At 73.7% G+C, this 12,936-nt stretch carries 16 protein-coding genes; 1 reads left to right on the forward strand and 15 read right to left on the reverse strand.

The genetic code is table 11. The annotated features are described in order from the left end of the window. Nucleotides 1-4: 4 nt before the first annotated feature. Both ACIQUQ_RS30730 and ACIQUQ_RS30735 read right to left on the reverse strand, forming a co-directional pair. A complete protein-coding gene (locus ACIQUQ_RS30730; protein ID WP_403982460.1) occupies nt 5-1,255 on the reverse strand; it encodes a GNAT family N-acetyltransferase in 1,251 nt (416 codons plus the stop codon). 214 nt (nt 1,256-1,469) lie between these two features. Next, a complete protein-coding gene (locus tag ACIQUQ_RS30735; protein ID WP_403982462.1) occupies nt 1,470-2,075 on the reverse strand; it encodes an ABC transporter substrate-binding protein in 606 nt (201 codons plus the stop codon). A gap of 124 nt (nt 2,076-2,199) precedes the next feature. Here ACIQUQ_RS30735 and dtd point away from each other — a divergent pair, with 124 nt between their 5' ends. Beyond that, nucleotides 2,200-2,625 (forward strand): D-aminoacyl-tRNA deacylase, encoded by a 426-nt coding sequence (gene dtd, locus ACIQUQ_RS30740; protein WP_403982464.1) that lies wholly within the window; start codon nt 2,200-2,202, stop codon nt 2,623-2,625. 82 nt (nt 2,626-2,707) lie between these two features. Here the strand turns inward: dtd and ACIQUQ_RS30745 are convergent, their stop codons facing one another. The 13 genes from ACIQUQ_RS30745 to ACIQUQ_RS30805 all read right to left on the reverse strand — a co-directional run bounded on the left by ACIQUQ_RS30745 (nt 2,708) and on the right by ACIQUQ_RS30805 (nt 12,923). Beyond that, entirely contained in the window at nt 2,708-3,676 is a 969-nt protein-coding gene (locus tag ACIQUQ_RS30745) for a YgfZ/GcvT domain-containing protein (RefSeq protein WP_403982466.1), read from the reverse strand. A gap of 10 nt (nt 3,677-3,686) precedes the next feature. Further along, nucleotides 3,687-4,124, reverse strand: coding sequence for a Fur family transcriptional regulator (locus ACIQUQ_RS30750; RefSeq protein ID WP_403982468.1), 438 nt, complete (start codon nt 4,122-4,124; stop codon nt 3,687-3,689). Nucleotides 4,125-4,202: 78 nt separating this feature from the next. After that, on the reverse strand, nt 4,203-4,775 hold the full coding sequence (locus tag ACIQUQ_RS30755) for an FABP family protein (RefSeq protein ID WP_403982470.1): 573 nt from the start codon (nt 4,773-4,775) through the stop codon (nt 4,203-4,205). Nucleotides 4,776-5,074: 299 nt separating this feature from the next. Next, nucleotides 5,075-5,998: a hypothetical protein gene (locus tag ACIQUQ_RS30760; protein WP_403982472.1), complete on the reverse strand. Its 924-nt coding sequence runs from the start codon at nt 5,996-5,998 to the stop codon at nt 5,075-5,077. Next, on the reverse strand, nt 5,995-6,726 hold the full coding sequence (locus ACIQUQ_RS30765; RefSeq protein ID WP_403982474.1) for a hypothetical protein: 732 nt from the start codon (nt 6,724-6,726) through the stop codon (nt 5,995-5,997). Before ACIQUQ_RS30765 ends, ACIQUQ_RS30760 begins: the two co-directional genes overlap by 4 nt. After that, nucleotides 6,723-7,520 (reverse strand): hypothetical protein, encoded by a 798-nt coding sequence (locus ACIQUQ_RS30770; protein WP_403982476.1) that lies wholly within the window; start codon nt 7,518-7,520, stop codon nt 6,723-6,725. Before ACIQUQ_RS30770 ends, ACIQUQ_RS30765 begins: the two co-directional genes overlap by 4 nt. Nucleotides 7,521-7,696: 176 nt before the next feature. Continuing rightward, on the reverse strand, nt 7,697-7,960 hold the full coding sequence (locus ACIQUQ_RS30775) for a DUF3099 domain-containing protein (RefSeq protein WP_399939014.1): 264 nt from the start codon (nt 7,958-7,960) through the stop codon (nt 7,697-7,699). 149 nt (nt 7,961-8,109) lie between these two features. After that, nucleotides 8,110-8,400 (reverse strand): DUF1416 domain-containing protein, encoded by a 291-nt coding sequence (locus tag ACIQUQ_RS30780; protein WP_399939012.1) that lies wholly within the window; start codon nt 8,398-8,400, stop codon nt 8,110-8,112. Between the two features lie 50 nt (nt 8,401-8,450). Beyond that, nucleotides 8,451-9,296: a sulfurtransferase gene (locus tag ACIQUQ_RS30785; protein ID WP_399939009.1), complete on the reverse strand. Its 846-nt coding sequence runs from the start codon at nt 9,294-9,296 to the stop codon at nt 8,451-8,453. A gap of 211 nt (nt 9,297-9,507) precedes the next feature. Then, nucleotides 9,508-9,588 (reverse strand): putative leader peptide, encoded by an 81-nt coding sequence (locus ACIQUQ_RS30790; protein WP_365035947.1) that lies wholly within the window; start codon nt 9,586-9,588, stop codon nt 9,508-9,510. 281 nt (nt 9,589-9,869) lie between these two features. Further along, a complete protein-coding gene (locus ACIQUQ_RS30795) occupies nt 9,870-10,565 on the reverse strand; it encodes a DUF2993 domain-containing protein (RefSeq protein WP_399940478.1) in 696 nt (231 codons plus the stop codon). Nucleotides 10,566-10,655: 90 nt separating this feature from the next. Then, entirely contained in the window at nt 10,656-12,662 is a 2,007-nt protein-coding gene (locus ACIQUQ_RS30800; RefSeq protein WP_403982481.1) for a hypothetical protein, read from the reverse strand. A gap of 6 nt (nt 12,663-12,668) precedes the next feature. Then, complete coding sequence (locus ACIQUQ_RS30805; protein WP_399939003.1) at nt 12,669-12,923, reverse strand: MoaD/ThiS family protein; 255 nt, start codon at nt 12,921-12,923, stop codon at nt 12,669-12,671. Between the last annotated feature and the right edge of the window lie 13 nt (nt 12,924-12,936).

Consider the following 12,936-nt stretch of genomic DNA (forward strand, 5'->3'; position numbering starts at 1 on the left):
GGCCTCAGAAGATGTCCGGGCTCCACGGCCTGCGGGCCGTGCGGAACACCGCCTCGGCCAGCGCCGCGGCGCCCGGCGTCCGCTCCTCGATCCGGCCGAGCGTGGCCATCCGTACGGGCGAGGCGTCGCCGAGGTAGAGGGAGCTCAGCTCGGCCACGCCGAGGGCGAGGTCGGGCTCGTCGGTGGTGGGCGCGCACACGGCCCGCTCACCGGTGGCGTCGAGCCGGAAGCGGCCCCCGGCCAGGCCCGCCGGGTCGGCCACGTCCAGGACGAGGACGCCACGGCCCTCGTACGTCCGCGCCTCCAGCGCCGGTACGACGTCCAGCAGCCGCAGCCACAGCCAGTCCGCGCTGGTGACGACGGCCGCGGCGCGCTGGTTCGGCAGCACGCCGGTCAGCAGGTCGTCCGGCGCGCGGTAGCCCGTACGGACCTTGCGCACCCAGTCGACCGAGCAGAGGAAGTGCCAGAGCGCCCGCTCGGCGGCGGGGGTGGCGGCGATCAGGTCGCGCACCGTGAGCGTGTTGTCGGGGGTCTTGGCGTCGGTCCACTTGTCGTCGGCGTGGTAGACCGCGAAGCCCTCGGGCTCACCGTCCGCCGAGCGGTAGACGGCGTAGAAGGGCTCCTTGAACGGGTGGTGGCTGTTGCGTTCCAGGCCGGTCGCCAGGTTCCACCAGCGGTCGGAGCGGTCGGTGACACCGGGCTGCCGGGCGCGCAGCTTCTCGTGCACCACCGGACCGGCCTCGCGGGCCCCGGCCGCGTCGGTCAGGTCGATGCGGCCGCCGGCGAGCGAGACGGTGTGCCGCGGGTCGAGGCCGGTGCGCGGGACGTCGACCTCCCACTCCGCGAGGGAGGTCGCGACGCCGAAGCCGTACCGGCCGTAGATCGGGTACTCGGCGGCGATCAGGGTGGCGGCGACCTCGCCGCGCGCCTTGGCCGCCGTCAGGTCCGCCTCCATCATCCGGCTGAGCAGGCCCTGCCGGCGGTGGGTCGGGAGGACGACCACACCGGATACGGCCGTGGCAGTCACGGCGGCGCCGCCGGGCACGGTGAGCTGCTGGGCGAAGGACCGGAAGGACGCGACGCAGCGGCCGGTGTCCGTGTCGAAGGCGCCCTGGCAGCGGGAGAGGTCGGTGTACTTGACCTTCTGCTCGATGTCCTCGGCGGTGACGGCCGGCGGGGTGAGGAAGCCCGTCAGCGTCGTCTGCGTCCACTCCTCGACCTCGGGCTCGGTGATCGTGCGGATCTCAGCGCTCATTCCGGTCACGCTAGGCCGGGCGGTCCTGAACGTCACGCGAATTTCCCCGGCGCGCGGCGCGTGTTGGACGGGCCCGGCGAAACGGGCCGCGACGGGAAGGGCGGACGGCCCGACGCCGCCCGCCCTTCCCAGGCCCAGGCCCCGCCCGCAGGCCTCAAGCCGGCAGGCCTCAAGCCGGCAGGCCCCAAGCCGGCAGGCCCCAAGCCGGCAGGCCTCAGGCCAGCAGGTCGTCCACCTGTGCCTCGCCCTCCCGGTACCGCCGGGTGATCTCGGCGCTGCAGTCGTCCGCGGTGCGCTGGAGCGCCTGGCGGCGCCGGGAGACCTGCTGCTCGTACCGGACCAGCCGGCCGAGGCCCTCGTGCAGTTCCCCGTCGGTCCTGGCGTCCAGGTCCGAGAGCTCGACGTCCCCCAGCATCTCCGCCGCCAGCAGCCGGTACTCCTCGCCGTGCGGGGTGCCGAGCGTGACGTGCCGGGCGGAGGTGCCCCGGCTGGAGGGCGCGTCGGCGAGGATCTCCGAGAGCCGGTCCACGACGGGCGCCTCCGGGGCCACCGGCGCCTCGGGATCGGTACGCCGGGCCAGCTCGGCCCGCAGGATGTCGATGCGCCCCTGGAGCAGGCGGCGCACGTAACTCAGGTCCGCCTCGTCGCGCGTCGCCTCGCGGCGCAGCGTGCGCAGTTCGGGCAGCCGCAGCAGGCCCAGGTCGTGCCGGGGCACGTCCGGCAGCGTGCCGCAGCCGGGTCGCTCGCCGGTGCGCTGCACGGGCGGGCGCGCGGCCGTCGGAACGGGTCCAGAGGGCTGCCCGGCACCGGAAGAACTCATCACCATTGTTGTCCCCTCGCTTGGGCGCACGGCCTGCGTGCATCGTGCCACTGACCGTGGCCCCGGTGCAGGCGCACTCCACCCGATCGGCCCCAGACGGGTGCACGCCTGCTACACAAGTGGTATGCGAGCAGTGGTTCAGCGGGTCGACGGCGCGAGCGTCGTGGTGGCCGGAGAGACGGTGGGCGAGATCGTCGGCGAGGGACTGTGCGTCCTGGTCGGGGTCACGCACGAGGACACCCCGGAGAAGGCGGCGCAGCTGGCGCGCAAGCTCTGGTCGGTGCGGATCCTGGAAGGGGAGAAGTCCTGCTCGGACGTGAACGCGCCGCTGCTGGTGATCTCCCAGTTCACGCTCTACGGCGACGCCCGCAAGGGCCGCCGCCCCACCTGGAACGCGGCCGCGCCGGGTGACGTGGCGGAGCCGCTGGTCGACGAGGTGGTGGCGCGGCTGCGGGAGCTGGGCGCGACGGTGGAGACGGGCCGGTTCGGCGCGGACATGCGGGTCTCGCTGACGAACCACGGCCCGTTCACCGTACTGCTGGACGTCTGAGCGGGCGCCGGGGCGGCGTCACGGAGCGGCCCCGCCCGCTCTGCGCCGCGGCGCGGGGCGGGCGGGGCGGGGCCGGGCGGCGCTACGGCGCCACCACGACCTCCTGCGCGGCGGCCGTCGTGCCGGCCAGCAGCTCGGCGTCCACCGGGACGTTCCGCTTGACCAGCGCGAGGGCGATGGGCCCCAGCTCGTGGTGACGCACCGAGGTGGTGACGAAGCCGAGCTGGCGGCCCTCCTCGCCGTCCGACTTCAGCCGCACGGGCGTGCCGTGCGGCGGCAGCAGCACGTCGCTGCCGTCCAGGTGCAGGAAGACCAGGCGGCGCGGCGGCTTCCCCAGGTTGTGGACGCGCGCGACCGTCTCCTGGCCGCGGTAGCAGCCCTTCTGGAGGTGCACGGCCGTGCCGATCCAGCCCAGCTCGTGCGGGATGGTCCGGTGGTCGGTCTCCAGGCCCAGCCGCGGGCGGTGCGCCTCGACGCGCAGCGCCTCGTACGCCAGGAGGCCGGCGGCCGGCCCGTGCTCGCGGGCGAAGGACTCCAGCTCCGCGCGGGGCAGGAACACGTCCCGCCCGTGCGGGGTGTCGCGTACGACGTGCTCCTTGCCGGCCTCGACGGCCGACCCGGCGGGCAGGTGGACCACGGCGGTGTCGGCGGTCCGGTCCGCGACCTCGACGCGGTAGAAGAACTTCATCGACTCCAGGTAGGCGGTCAGCGCCTCCTGGGTGCCGGGCTCGACGTGGGCCCAGACGGTCTCGCCGTCGTCGACCAGGTAGAGCGCGTGCTCGATGTGCCCGTTGGCGGAGAGGATCAGCGCCTCGGTGGCCTGGCCGGCGGGCAGGTCGCTGACGTGCTGGGTGAGCAGCAGGTGCAGCCAGCTCAGCCGCTCGGGCCCGGAGACGGTGATGACGCCGCGGTGCGAGAGGTCCACGAATCCGCGGCCCTCGGCGAGGGCGCGCTGCTCGCGGAAGAGGTCTCCGTAGTGCGCGGCGACGCCTTCGTCGCGGCCCTCGGCGGGTACGGCACCGGGCAGGCTGAGGAGCGGGCTGGTCGTCATACGGCCAAGCCTACGACTGGGCCGCCTCGCGCTTCGCGGCGCAGTCGCGGCAGAGGCCGAAGATCGCGAAGTGCTTCATGTCGGTCTCGAAGCCGAAGGTGCCGCGCAGCTTCGCGGTGAAGTCGGCGGCGACCTCCAGGTCGGCCTCGATCACCTCGGTGCAGTCCCGGCAGACCAGGTGGATGTGGTGGTGGCGGTCGGCCAGGTGGTAGGTGGGGGCGCCGTGCCCGAGGTGCGCGTGGGAGACGAGCCCCAGCTCCTCCAGGAGCTCCAGCGTGCGGTAGACGGTGGAGATGTTCACGCCGGACGCGGTCTTGCGCACCTCGACGAGGATGTCGTCCGGGGTCGCGTGCTCGAGGGCGTCGACGGCTTCGAGGACAAGCTGGCGCTGCGGGGTCAGCCGGTAGCCGCGCTGCCGCAGATCGCTCTTCCAGTCGGTGCTCACCACGGGGCCAGTGTAAGCGCGCGGAAGGGGACCGCGGCGGGCCGCGGTCCCCTTCGCTTCAGCGTGCTCGGGCTCTTCCGGTCAGCGGAAGAACGCGATGCCGTCGTCCGGCATGTCCGGGAGGTTGCGGGCCATCTCGGCGACCTCTTCCGGGGTGACGACCTTCTTCAGCTGGGCCGACATGTACGGGCGCAGCTCGACGTCGGGGGTCGCCTTCTCGCCGACCCACATCAGGTCGCCGTTGACGTAGCCGTAGAGGCGCTTGCCGCCGCTGTACGGGCCGGAGGCCGCCGTACGGGCCACCGCGTCGGTGACCAGGTCGATCTGCGGCTTCTTGTCGGCCAGCTCGCCGTACCAGACCTCGACGACGCCCTGGTCGCGGACCATGACGATCTCGACCTTGCGGTCCTTGTCGATGCGCCAGTAGCCGGACTCCGACTCCAGGGGGCGGACCTTCTTGCCCTCGGCGTCGAGGACCCAGCTGTGCGAGGTGTACTCCAGGAAGTCCCGGCCGTCGTGGCTGAAGACGACCTCCTGGCCGAAGTTGCACTTCTCGTCGCCGGGGAAGTCGAAGACGCCCGCGCCTTCCCAGGTGCCGAGGAGGAACGCGAGGGGGACGAGGTCCGGCTTGAGGTCGGACGGGATCTGGATCATGAGCGGCTCAGGCGATCTGTGGGTGCGGAGAGGGGTTCCGGGGTGGTCAGCGCTGACCCTGGTACAGCTTCTTCACGGCCAGGCCGGTGAAGGCGAGAACGCCGACGCAGACCAGGACCAGCAGGGAGGTGAAGACTGCCTCAAGCACGGGGTGCTCCTCGGACGATTCGGTTGGTTCCCCGGCCGCACGGCCGGGGGGAGGGCCGGTCCCAGACTATCGGGCCGGGACCGGACCCTCTCTGTGAGGTGCGCTCCACCGTCACATCGGGGGACGGGGGGCGCGTACGGGGGCGGCGGGGTCAGCCGAGCAGCTGGTCCTGGAGTACGACCGTCTGGTGGAACGGGACCACCGGCACGCCGCCCTTGCGGGTCTGGGTGACGAGGGCCTGGACCTCGCCGGACTCGATGCAGGAGGCGCGGGTGTACGTGGGCCCTGCGGGGGCGGTCTCCCGGTAGACCGTGGCGGTGCCGTCGTTCCCCGGCCGGTCCTGGTTCGCCCTCACCTGCGTCCAGGCCACGTCCAGCTCCAGGCCTCCGACGCCGTTCAGCTTCATGAGCATGCCGCAGCGGCTCGCGGCGTCGACGAAGCCGGAGGACGGGAAGCGCAGCAGCCAGATCCGGGTGCGGCTGCCGTCGGGCATGGTCCAGCCGTGGGCCGCGACCTCGCGCAGACCGTTGTCCTTCAGCTCCTGACGCAGCTCGGCGCGGGGCTCTCCGGCGGCGAACTCCGCCGCGAAGCCGTCCGCCGTTGCCGTCAGCTTCTCCGGCGTGGCACCGGCGGGCGGGGGCAGCAGCAGCTTGCGGAGTTCCGCGTGGTGCAGGCCCTCCTTGTTGTCCTCGGCGTACGGCACCGGGGCGCCCGCGGGGAGCGCGGGCTTGGCGAGCCGGGGGTAGTCCCAGCGGCCGTCGTCAAGGGTTCCGAGGCCGGGTACGTCCGTACGCTCGCGCTCGGTGATCCCGTACGCCACTCCCGCGCCGACGGTGCCGAAGACCAGCACGGCGGCCGTCCAGCGCAGGACGGCCCGCAGCACGCGGCGGTCCCTCGGGGCGGCCGGGACCCCGGGCACGGCCGGCACCTCGGGCACGGGTGGCACCTCGGCGATGGCCGGCGCCTCGGCGATGGCCGGCGCCTCGACGATGGCCGGGGCCTCGGGCGCCGTCGGGGCCTCGGCAGTCACCGAAGCCTCGGCGGCCGGTTCGTTGGTCGTCGTCTGCTCGGTCACACGCGCTCCCCGGGGGACTTCAGGTGGTCGAGCTGCCGGCTCAGCAGCTCCACGGCGTCCTTCTTCGAGAAGGGGTTGCCGCCGTACGCCCGGAAGGACACGAGCGTGCCGGAGGTGTAGGCCGAGCAGATCAGGGACTCGACCTTCTCCTTGTGCTCCTTCGCCTCGACCACGGTCAGCGTGTAGCACTTGGCCTCGGGGTGGCCCGGCACCGCGGTCGCCTTCCGGCCGTCGGCCAGCAGCCTCAGCAGGGTCTTGGAGAAGTTGCCGAGCTGCTTGAGGCCCTTGCCCTCCGCCTGGGTGATCTCCACCTCGGCGGCCAGCGAGCCGTCCAGGTGGCGGAAACTGCGCCCGGCCATGCCGGTGAGCCTGAGCTTGTCCAGCTCCCGGTCGCGCTCCTTGCGCTGGCTCGCGCTGAGCCCGGCCGCGTCCTCCTTGATGCGGGCGACGGCGAGCTCGCCCGAGACCGTGTAGTCGTTGCCCTTCTCGCCCCGGTCCGGCCCGAGCTGGTACGGCACGTCGGCGGGCAGCAGCAGGCGGGACAGCGGGGTCGACGGCACGGTCGGGCGCACGGGCTCCTTCGCCTCGACGCCGGCCGGGTTCCAGTAGCGGGTCTGGGCGGTGCGGTCGGCCTCGTCGAGGCGGGCAGCGCCCCAGAAGCCACCGCCCACGAGCACGGCCAGGCCGAGGGCACCGGCGGCGGAGGCGAGTACGGTCCGGCGGTTCACAGGCGCTCCAGCTGCCGCTTGGCCAGCGAGATCAGGTCCCGCTCGGCGATCTTGCCCCGGTTGTCGCCGAGACGGATGTCGATGACGACGTTGCCGCGCCGGACGAGGGCCCGGGCGCTCCGGTAGGGCAGGTAACCGGGCTTGGTGTCGGCCTTCGAGTAGACCCAGGCCCTGCCGTTGTCCTCGGGCACGCCCGGCACGGGCTCGCCGGGGTTGTCCGCGTGCTCCTCGTCGCCCATGTACGCGGACTGGTCCTCCTGGTAGTCCTCGGCCGCGGCGTAGTCGCGGAACTGGACCAGACGGACCGTCACGAAGCGGTGGTCGCCCTCCTGCCACTCGGCCCTGGAGACCCGGCGCAGGTCGGCGCCGAGGTACTTCCTGAGCATCGAGGCCGGGTACTCGAAGTTCCCGGCGAAGACGTCGGCCGAGTCGTTGGCACGGAGCTTGTTCGTCGCGCCCTTGGGCGCCGGCACCAGCAGCTCCCGCAGGTCGTCCTCCGTCTTGTGCCAGCGGTTGGCGTTGACGGAGCGGGCCGTCGTGCCGGCCTCGGCCGGGCGGGGCTTCGGGTACTCCAGCCCCGGCTGGGCCAGCGGGGGCAGGGGGGTGGGCTCGCGGTCGTACTGGACGGCGTAGCCCGTGACGGTGCCGGCGAGGGCGCCGAGCACCGCGGCGGCGGCGATCAGGAGGGTGGTGCGGCCGCGGCGGCGCGGGCGTACGGCGGCGGCCGGCGCCGCTTCCGCTACGGACTCCGACTCCGCGGGCAGTTCGTTCGCTACCGGGAATTCCGGACGCACCGGCTCCGGTCCGACCTCCTCCCGTCTCCGCTGGTCAGGGATGGTCTGCTCTGGTTCCAAAGGGTCCCCCCACAGGACGTTGCGCCACAGGTTTCGTTACCTGTGCACACAGCAGACCACGGGGTGCCGAACAGAGTTGTACCGTTCCGGATCACGGTTTGATCTCCGGGGGGACGTTATTCGTCCCGCCGCCGCTTTCCGTCCAGTTCGTCCCACCACTCGTCGGACTGCGGGTCCCCGGAAGGGTCGTCCCACCAGCGGTCGTCGGGCCCGCGGCGGTTCGCGATCATCGCCGCGACCGGCGGGATCACCATCGCGACCACGCACATCCCCACCGCCGCCTCCACCGACCACAGCCGCACGAAGGCCCAGGCGGAGACGAAGAGGACGAGGCATCCGCCCATCATCAGGAAGTAGACGCGTCGGCGCCGGGCGTACATGTCTCCAGCGTACGGAAATCCCCCCGCACCGGAACGGCACGGGGGGAGCCTGCGACGGCGCGGAGGGCCGCACCCCGTCCAGTGGCGTCCAACCCCCTGGGGTGCGGCCCTCCGGCCTGTTCCGGTGACCGCGGGCGGTCAGCTCACGGTCAGACCGCGATCGCGACGTCCGTCACGCCGCCCTGCTCGACCACGACGACCTTGCGGTCGGCCTGGCTGCCGGGCACCAGCGCGCGCAGCGTCCACTCGCCGGTGGCGGCGTAGAAGCGGAACTGGCCGGTCGCCGAGGTCGGGACCTCCGCGGTGAACTCGCCGGTCGAGTCCAGCAGCCGGACGTAACCGCTGACGGGCTCGCCGTCCTTGGTCACCTGGCCCTGGATGGCGGTCTCACCGGGCTTCAGCGTCGCGAGGTCGGGCCCGCCGATCTGTGCTCCACACATGTTCTCTGTCCTGTCCTAGAGAGGTCGTACGAGGGCGTCGCGTGCCCGGATTACTTGTTGGCGCCGAGCTCGATCGGCACGCCGACGAGGGAGCCGTACTCGGTCCACGAGCCGTCGTAGTTCTTGACGTTCTCCTGGCCCAGGAGCTCGTGCAGGACGAACCAGGTCAGCGCGGAGCGCTCACCGATGCGGCAGTACGCGATGGTGTCCTTCGACAGGTCGACCTGCTCGTCCTCGTAGAGGGCCTTGAGCTCGTCGTCCGACTTGAAGGTGCCGTCGTCGTTGGCGTTCTTCGACCACGGGATGTTGCGGGCGCTCGGCACGTGGCCGGGGCGCTGCGACTGCTCCTGCGGGAGGTGGGCCGGGGCGAGCAGCTTGCCGCTGAACTCGTCGGGCGAGCGGACGTCTACCAGGTTCTGGGCGCCGATCGCGGCCACGACGTCGTCGCGGAAGGCGCGGATGGAGGTGTCCTGGGCCTGCGCCTTGTACTCGGTGGCCGGGCGGTTCGGGACCTCGGAGCCGTCGACCAGGTCGCGGGAGTCGAGCTCCCACTTCTTGCGGCCGCCGTCGAGGAGCTTGACGTCCTGGTGGCCGTACAGCTTGAAGTACCAGTAGGCGTAGGACGCGAACCAGTTGTTGTTGCCGCCGTAGAGGACGACCGTGTCGTCGTTGCCGATGCCCTTGGCGGAGAGGAGCTTCTCGAAGCCCTCCTGGTCCACGAAGTCGCGGCGGACCGGGTCCTGGAGGTCCTGCTTCCAGTCGATCCGGACGGCGTTGCGGATGTGGTTCTTGTCGTAGGCGGACGTGTCCTCGTCCACCTCGACGACGACGACCTTGGGGTCGTCCAGGTGGGCCTCGACCCAGTCGGCGTCGACGAGGACGTCGCTGCGGCTCATGATGATCTCCTCCGGGGCAGTGTGCGGCGGGCTGTGCGGGTGCTGCGGTGTGGTGCGTGCGCGGTTCCGGGTGCGCCCGGGCGTCCGCGGTCCGGCGGCGCGGGGAGGCGGGCCGGGGCGGGGCTGGCGTCGGGGGTGCGTGTCACGCGGGACGGCCGTCGTGTTCGTACGGCCGGGAGGGAGCTGCGCGCTTACGTGAAGCGCCGGTCGCTCACATCGATCGACAGAGCATGGCGGCGACGCGGCACAGGTCTACTGCCCGCCGCTTCGTGAGGTCCGCCTGTCGCTTCATGACAAGGGATCGTAGGGACGATCCGGGGCCCCTGTCACCGGCGTGTCATATATCGAGACGGGATCGTCCGGATTGCGGGATGGAGTACCGCTCCCGAAGCCGGCGGAAGCCCTGCGGGGTCTGGGCGGCAGGGCATCCATCTGCGGTTCGGACTTCGCCGTCTCACTATGCGGCCAAGGCCCGCTCGGGCGGGGCCTGAGCGGGCCTTGGGAGGGGGCCGGGTCCGGGTCCGGGGGCGCGCCTCGGCGAACGGCTCGGGGTGGTCCCCGGGGCGGGTCCGGTCAGCGGGCGCCGAGGTTCACGTCGGTGCCCTTCAGGACGGCCCGTACGCCCTCGCCGTCCGACGTGACGGAGGTCAGGCCGAGGCCCTTGGGCAGGGCGTCGACCGGCCGGTCGAAGTCGGTCTTCTTCCGGATCAGCTCCTCCAGGCCCGGGAAGCCCTCGCCCGGCACGTGCTCGGCCCGCACCCGCACGACGTTGCCCTTCACCAGGCTGACCGTGGAGGTCACGCTGCGGGAGAAGGTGCGGCCGAGGATCTCGACGGAGGCGGTCACCTTCACCTTGCCCGGCGCGCCCCCGTAGGCGACCGTCACACCGGTCTGCGAGGCCGCGGTCAGGTCGGCGTACGAGAGGAAGGCCTCGCCGTCGGCCCGGGCGGCGGTGCCGCCGTTGTAGTCGGCGCTCAGCTTCACGTCGTGGAAGCTCGCGTCGATCGAGGTGATGCGCACCCGGCGGCCGGCGGTGTCCGCCTCGATGCCGCGCAGGTGGGCGTCGACCTGTTCCAGCTCGTAGCCCACGACCTGGGTGAGGAAGGGGAAGCCCCTGATGTCCACGTCCGTGCTGCCCGCCAGGCCCTGGCTGAAGTGGACCCTGGCGGCCAGCTTGTCCTCCGCGTATCCGACGGCGAACCGGTCGACGGCGACCAGCAGGCCCGTCAGGACCACCCCGATGATCAGCAGTATCCGCAGTGCTCGCACGGTGTTGTTGCCCCCCATGTCTTTCCGTGCCGGATCGTGTGGGCGGCGCGGTCGGTGGTCCCGCCGCGCCGCTTCTCGCCTACCCCGTCCTCAGCCGACGACCCGCCCCACCAGGTAGACCGCCGGCGCGGCGGCGGCCAGCGGCAGCGCGACGCCCGCCGTCATGTGGACGAACTTCGACGGGTAGTCGTACGCGGCCACGCGCAGCCCGATCAGGGTGCACACGCCCGCCGCGAGGCCGACGAGCGCGCCGCCCGCGCCCACGGAGGTGAGCCCGCCGACGGCCAGGCCCGCGCCCGCCGCGGCCAGCAGCGAGACGGCCACGGAGGGGGCGGGGGGCAGCGGCAGGGCCCGCACCACGGCGGCCACGCCCACGGCGGCGGCGCCGGCGGTGACGGCGGCCGGGTCGGCGGCGAGGTAACCGGCGCAGACGATCGCGAGGGCGGCCGAGGCCACGCTCGCCATCAGCCCGTACACCCGCTCGTCCGGGTCGGCGTGGCTGCGGAGCTGGAGCACAAGGGTCAGCAGCACCCAGACCCCGAGGGTGCCGATGATCGCACCGGGCGCGTGGAGCTCGGCCACCGCCAGCACGGCGGCGTCGGCGACGAGGGCCCCGGCGAACGCGAGGGCGATGCCCTGACGGGCCGGCCACATGCCGTTGAGCCGGAACCAGCCCGCCGCGGTCAGGCCCTGGAGGGCCACCAGCGGGAGCAGCAGGGCGTACGCGCCGAACGCCGCGGCGAGTGCCATGAGGGCACCGAGGCCCGCCGTGAGCAGCGCGGACTGCGGGCCGGGGTCGATGATCGGCGACCGGCCCTCGGCCCGCGCCTGCCGGGGGTCGCGGACCCGGGTGTTCCCGAGGGTCACGGGCGAGGAGTACGCGGGCCCCCCGGGCCCGGCCTCCTCGACGGCCGTGGCGCCGGTGCCGCCGGTGCCGGTGCCGGTGCCGTGCGGCGCCGGGGCGTCGTCCCGGACCGGCGGGAGGTACGCGGTCGCCGCGGCGTCCGCGCCCTGCGGGGCCGGCTCGCCGTCGCGGACGGGCGGGAGGTAGGCCGTGGCCGCGGCGTCGGTGCCGTGCGGCGCCGGGGCGTCGTCCCGGACCGGCGGGAGGTACGCGGTCGCCGCGGCGTCGGTGCCGTAGGGGGCGGGGGCGTCGTCCCGCACGGGCGGGAGGTAGGCGGTGGCGGCGGCATCGGTGCCCTGCGGGGCGGAGCCGTACGAGGGGTCCGCGCCCAGCGGGGCCGGGGTGTACGAGGGGTCCGCGCCCTGCGGAGCCGGGGTGTACGAGGGGTCCGCGCCCTGCGGAGCCGGGGTGTACGAGGGGTCCGCGCCCTGCGGAGCCGGGGTGTACCCGGCGTCGCCGGAGAGGCGGGCGTACAGGTCGGCGCCCTCGGAGGACGGGGCGGGGCCCGCTCCGGTGCCGGCCTCGGGCCACACGGGTGAGGCTCCGGTGCCGGGCTCCTGCCACGACCCCGAGGGGGAAGCGGAGGAGCCGCCGGTCTCCGGCCACGGGCCCGCTGCGGTGCCGCGGTCGTCCGCGGCGGCCCAGGACGGGGTGCCGGGGGCCGGGGTGCCGGGGGCCGGGGTGTCGTACTGGCGGGCCCACGAAGGGGCCGCGGGCTCCGACGGGACGCCGGGCGCGCCCGTACCCGTACCGGCCTCGGGCCAGGCGGAAGCGGAGACTCCGGCGTCACCGGCGCCCGTACCGTCCCCGGGCCACGGGGAGGCTGCGCCCCCGGCCTGCCAGCCCTGGCCGGCCGGGGCGTCGGGCCACGGGGAACCCGCACCCGCACCCGAGCCCGCCTCGGGCCAGGCCGCGGCGGAACCCGTGCCGGCCGCCGGCCAGGCGGCGGAGGTGCCGGCCCCCGGCCACTCCTGCCCGGCTCCGGAGGCGTCCGGCCACGCCCGCCCGGGCGAGGACGAGGACGTCGGAGACGGCGACGGCGACGGCGAGGCGGCGGGAGCAGAAGACCCGGCAGCCGCCTGCGGCGGCACCGTCGGCTGGTAGGTGGTGTCCCAGGTCTCGGAGGACCAGGTCTGCGTGGCGTACGGGTCGGGATCCCCCGGCGCCGGCGAGGAGGAGGGGCGTTCGGTCATCTCGGCTCACCCTCCCGCGAACGGCGGAAGGACCTCGACGCTGCCGCCCTCGGTCAGCCGCACCGACTCGTGCGGACGCGTGCCCACCGGGGCGTCGTCCACCAGGAACGAGCAGCGCTTCAGCACCTGGACCAGCTCCCCGGGGTGCCGCTCGCGGGCCGCGTCCAGCGCCTCGGCCAGGGTCGCGGCCGCGTACGGCTCCTCCGCGATCCCGGCCGCGGCCTTGGCCGCCGCCCAGTAGCGGATGGTTCCCGCTGCCACAGCAGCTCCTTTC

The sequence above is a fragment of the Streptomyces sp. NPDC101118 genome, from assembly GCF_044759445.1.
GTDB lineage: Bacteria > Actinomycetota > Actinomycetes > Streptomycetales > Streptomycetaceae > Streptomyces.